General features: G+C 72.3%; 4 protein-coding genes and 1 pseudogene. 1 reads left to right on the forward strand and 4 read right to left on the reverse strand.

The annotated features are described in order from the left end of the window. Positions 1-285 precede the first annotated feature (285 nt). Positions 286-465 (forward strand): hypothetical protein, encoded by a 180-nt coding sequence (locus B0E54_RS32095; protein ID WP_234591596.1) that lies wholly within the window; start codon positions 286-288, stop codon positions 463-465. A 45-nt stretch (positions 466-510) separates the two neighbouring features. Here the strand turns inward: B0E54_RS32095 and B0E54_RS32100 are convergent, their stop codons facing one another. The 4 genes and pseudogenes from B0E54_RS32100 to B0E54_RS32115 all read right to left on the reverse strand — a co-directional run. Beyond that, entirely contained in the window at positions 511-2,883 is a 2,373-nt protein-coding gene (locus B0E54_RS32100; protein ID WP_234591597.1) for a glycoside hydrolase family 65 protein, read from the reverse strand. Further along, positions 2,880-3,698, reverse strand: a complete 819-nt coding sequence (locus B0E54_RS32105) for an HAD family phosphatase (protein ID WP_234591598.1) — start codon at positions 3,696-3,698, stop codon at positions 2,880-2,882. Before B0E54_RS32105 ends, B0E54_RS32100 begins: the two co-directional genes overlap by 4 nt. 61 nt (positions 3,699-3,759) lie before the next feature. Next, positions 3,760-4,224: a DUF4442 domain-containing protein gene (locus B0E54_RS32110; RefSeq protein ID WP_234591599.1), complete on the reverse strand. Its 465-nt coding sequence runs from the start codon at positions 4,222-4,224 to the stop codon at positions 3,760-3,762. 62 nt (positions 4,225-4,286) lie between these two features. Next, positions 4,287-4,595: pseudogene (locus B0E54_RS32115) on the reverse strand (hypothetical protein); the annotation flags it as partial.

Below are 4,595 nucleotides of genomic sequence, written 5' to 3' on the forward strand. Positions count from 1 at the left end.
GACGCACGCGCGCCCGCGGCCCGCCGCATCGCACGCGCACGCAGCCCGCGCCCGCCACGCCGCAGCGCCCGCAGGCCGCCACGTCGCACGTGCACGCAGGCCGCCGCGTCGCACGTGCACGCAGGCCGCCGCGTCGCACGTGCACGCAGGCGCCGCGTCGCACGTGCACGCAGGCGCCGCGTCGCACCACAGGGACGGCGTTTGCCGGGTGGGCCGCCGGGTACGCGACGACCGACCGCAGACCGTGTCGGCGCACCAGCGCCCCGACGGATCGCGAGGATCACCATGGCCAAGCAGCAGATCTCCCGGCAGCAGCAGATGGCCGAGCGCGCCCAGCGTGAACAGGACGCGGAGCGCAACCAGGACTTCGGGGACCAGGCCGCCTCGGCCCGGCTGCCCGACGATCCCAAGGCGGCCGCGCCGCGGGACGCCATCGGACGGCCCTCGACCGGCGAGCCGGTCTGACGTACGCGCGTGGCGGCCGGGGCGGGAACACTCCCGCCCCGGCCGTCACTGCTCGTGCTCGGGCAGCCGCAACAGCGGCGACCGACCCGGTGGCTGCTCCGGCGGCGGTCCCGAGGGTTCGGCCGGCGGCACCGGCACGGTCACCGGCTCGTCGCAGGTGACGCGCAGCATCTGGTCGTGGTGGCGTAGCTCCACGACGTCGTCCGGGCCACCGTGGCGCAGCGAGTACGTCGTCTGGTGCGGCCGGACGTCCACCCGCAGCGCCAGCCCGCGCCACTGGAGGGAGAACTCCAGGCGGGTGAGCCGGCTGGAGAGTCGGGGCGCGAACGACAGCTCGTCGTCGTGATCGCGCAGCCCGCCGAGCCCGCTGACCAGGGCGAGCCACGCGCCGGCCAGCGAGGCCATGTGCACGCCGTCGCGCGTGTTCTCGTTGAGGTCGTGCAGGTCCATCAGCGCGGCCTCGCGCAGGTAGATGTGCGCCAGGTCGGGATGGCCCACCTCGGCGGCCAGCACCGACTGGGTGCAGGCCGACAGCGACGAGTCGCGGACGGTCCGTCGTTCGTAGTAGAGGAAGTTGCGCACCTTCTGCTCGGGGGTGAACGCGTCCCCCCGCCAGTGCATGGCCAGGACCAGGTCGGCCTGCTTGACCACCTGTTTGCGGTACAGATCGAAGTACGGGTAGTGCAGCAGCAGCGGGTACTTCTCCGCGGGCGTGTGCGGGAAGTCCCACTCCTGCAGCCGGGTGAACCCCTCCACCTGCTGGTGCACGTCCAGCTCGTGGTCGTACGGCACGTGCATCGAGGTGGCCGCGTCCCGCCAGCTCGCCGCCTCCTCGTCGGTGACCCCGAGGTGGAACGCCTCGTCGCGGTAGCGCATCACGACCTCGGCGGCGGTGAGCAGGTTCCGCTGGGCCATCAGGTTGGTGTAGACGTTGTCGTTCTTCACCGCCGTGTACTCGTCGGGGCCGGTGACACCGTCGATGTGGAACTGGCCGTGCCGGTCGTGGTGCCCGATCGAGCGCCACAGCCGGGCGGTCTCCACCAGCAGCTCCAGCCCGATCTCCCGCTCCATGACGGTGTCCCCGGTGACCAGCACGTACCGGCGGACCGCGTCGGCGATGTCGGCGGCGATGTGGAACGCCGCGGTGCCGGCCGGCCAGTACCCGGAGGACTCCGGCCCCTCGATGGTCCGCCAGGGAAAGGCGGCGCCCTTGAAGCCGAGCGTCTCGGCCCGTTCCCGGGCCTGCTCGAGCGTGCTGTGCCGCCACTGCAACGCGCTGCGCACCGCGCTCGGCTGGGTGTACGTGAGCACCGGCAGGACGAACATCTCGGTGTCCCAGAAGGCGTGCCCGTCGTAGCCGGGACCGGTCAGCCCCTTCGCCGAGATCGGCCGCTGCTCGGCTCGGGCACCGGCCTGGAGCACGTGGAACAGACCGAACCGCACGGCCTGCTGGATCTCCGGGTCGCCCTCGACCAGCACGTCGGCCGCGTCCCAGAACTGGTCGAGGTAGTTGCGCTGCTCCCGGTGCAGGCCGTCCCAGCCGTCCAGTCGGGCCCCGGCGAGCGCCGCGCCGACCTGGTCGCGGAGCGCGGGCAGGGAACGGCGGCTGGACCAGCTGTACGTCAGGTACTTGACCACCCGCAGCTTCTCGCCGGGGCGGAGCACGCAACCGATGGTGGTGCGTACCCAGTCCTCGTACCCCTCGGACTCGATTGTGGTGTGGTCCGGGCCGTGCACCTCGTGCTCCATGGCGGCGGCCACCCGCAGCCCGGAGACCTTGGTGCGGTGGATCAGCTGCCCGCCGTCCGGGGTGGTCAGCTCCTCCTCGGCCTGCAACGGCGATTCCAGCACGGCCGCGACCCGGGGGTCCTTGCTCTGCGCCGGGAGTGACTCGTTGGCGACCAGTTCGGACTGGACGATCAGCCGCAGCGGGCCGTCGACGGCCTCCACCTCGTAGCTGATCGCGGCGACCGACCGCTGGGTGAACGACACGAGCCGGGTGCTGCGGACCTTGACCTCGCGGCCGGCCGGCGAGCGCCAGTGCAGCTCCCGGTGCAGGGTGCCGGCCCGCATGTCGAGGACCCGCTCGTGCGACAGCAGCTCGCCGTAGCGGACGTCGAGCGGTTCGTCGTCGACGAGCAGCCGGATCAGCTTGCCGTTGGTGACGTTGACGATTGTCTGCCCGGACTCGGGGAACCCGTAGCCGGCCTCCGCGTACGGCAGCGGACGCAGCTCGTAGAAGGAGTTGAGGTAGGTGCCGGGCAGGCCGTGCGGCTCGCCCTCGTCGAGGTTGCCGCGCAGACCTACGTGCCCGTTGGAGAGCGCGAAGACCGACTCCGACTGGGCGAGCACGTCCATGTCCAGCCGGGTCTCCCGGATGTGCCAGGGCTCGACGGGATAGGCCCGTTCCCGGATCACGCGAGACCCCGGTCGCCGGTTGGCGTCCGGCCAGCGGTGTCGCCCGCGGGACGTGGTGCCGGCGGGTCGGCGTCGCCCACGTCGAGCAGGTCGGCGAGATCCTTCACCACGATGTCGGCGCCGTGTGCGAGCAGTTCGTCGGCCTGTCCCACCCGGTCCACACCGATCACGTACCCGAAACCGCCGGCCCGGCCGGCGGCCACTCCGGAGAGCGCGTCCTCGAAGACGGCGGCCTGGGTGGGGTCCACTCCGAGGATCCTGGCCCCGGCCAGGAAGGTGTCGGGCTGCGGCTTGCCGCGCAGCTTCTGCTCGCGGGCCACGAGCCCGTCGACCCGCGCCTCCAACAGGTCCTCCAGGCCGGCCGCGGCGACCACCTCGCGCCCGTTCGCGCTCGCGGTGACCACCGCCCGACGCAGCCCGGCGGCGGTCGCCGCCCGCAGATAGCGCACCGAACCCGGGTAGACCTCGACACCGGAGGTGCGCAGCTGTTCCAGCAGCAGGACGTTCTTGCGGTTGCCGACACCGTTGACGGTGTCGGCGTCCGGCGGGTCGTCGGGGGTGCCCTCGGGAAGCACGATGCCCCGGGAGGCGAGGAAAGACCGGACGCCGTCGGCGCGGGGCCGGCCGTCGACGTAGCGGTTGTAGTCCGGGCCGGGGTCGAACGGCTGGAAGGGTTCTCCGGTCGTCGTGGCGCGTTGCCGCAGGAACTCGTCGAACGTCTTCGTCCAGGCGGCGTTGTGCACCCGGGCGGTCTGCGTCAGCACACCGTCCAGATCGAAGAGACAGGCGGTCACATGAGCAGGTAGGCCCAGCACGGTACGAATCTAACCACCCGGCCGGGCCCGCAAACCCGTTTTCGGCCGCCCGTGGCGTGGCTCAGTTCGGCCGTAACGTCCAGATCACCGTCAGTGCCGAGGTGGGCGTGCCGTCCTCGGTGGCGATCTCCACCTCGACGGCGAACTCGGGCCGCCGACCGGACTCCAGCTCGGCGATCACCTCCGGGGCGGGGCGCGCGAGCCGCGCGGTGGCCAGCACCGGCCCCCGGGCCACCTTGCGGTAGGCGATCTCGGCCCGGACGGCGAGCGGCACGCAACGGTCGAGCAGCTGCCCGAAGGCGGCCAGCACGACCGTGCCGGAGGCCGTCTCGCCGAGCGTGAACATCGCCCCGGCGTGCGGGCCGCCGATGTGGTTGTGGGTGGCCGGCGTGTCGGGAAGCCGGACGACGGCCCGCACCCCGCCGTCCGCCTCCGGTGCCACCTCGACGAATTCGATGCCGAGCGTCCGGGCGAACGGCACCGCTTCCAGGATGCCGGCCGCCACCTGGCGGGAGTCGATGGTCATAGCCCGACGTTACTTCTCGGTAACCAAGGGCGGCAACCAGGGTTTTCCCGGTAGTCGAGGGGTCAGAGGTTGGCGATCGTCCGCAGGATCTCCGCGTAGAAGTTGCCGTCGATGCTGCGGAAGAGCGAGAAGTCCTGACCCGGGTCACCGAAGAACGGCCGCAGCGTCCACGCCAACTGGGTGCCGACGAACCCGAAGAGCAGGATCCAGATGTAGAGCAGCGTCATGCTGGCCGGCCGCTGCGTCGGCTCGCCGCGCCGGGCCGGCGGGGTGGCCCACGGGCGCTGCGCCGCCGGGTAGCCGGGCGGCATCATGCCGGGCGGGAACGAGCCGGGGGCCGGCTGGCCGCCCCACTGGGCCGGGACGTGCGC

Origin of the sequence: Micromonospora sp. MH99, from assembly GCF_021442385.1 — a bacterium.
Taxonomy (GTDB): Bacteria; Actinomycetota; Actinomycetes; order Mycobacteriales; family Micromonosporaceae; genus Micromonospora.

What these genes read in the sequence shown, in the direction of transcription:
- B0E54_RS32110 (WP_234591599.1), bottom strand. Translation starts at nt 4,224, where the DNA reads ATGACCATCGACTCCCGCCAGGTGGCGGCCGGCATCCTGGAAGCGGTG.
- B0E54_RS32095 (WP_234591596.1), top strand. Translation starts at nt 286, where the DNA reads ATGGCCAAGCAGCAGATCTCCCGGCAGCAGCAGATGGCCGAGCGCGCC.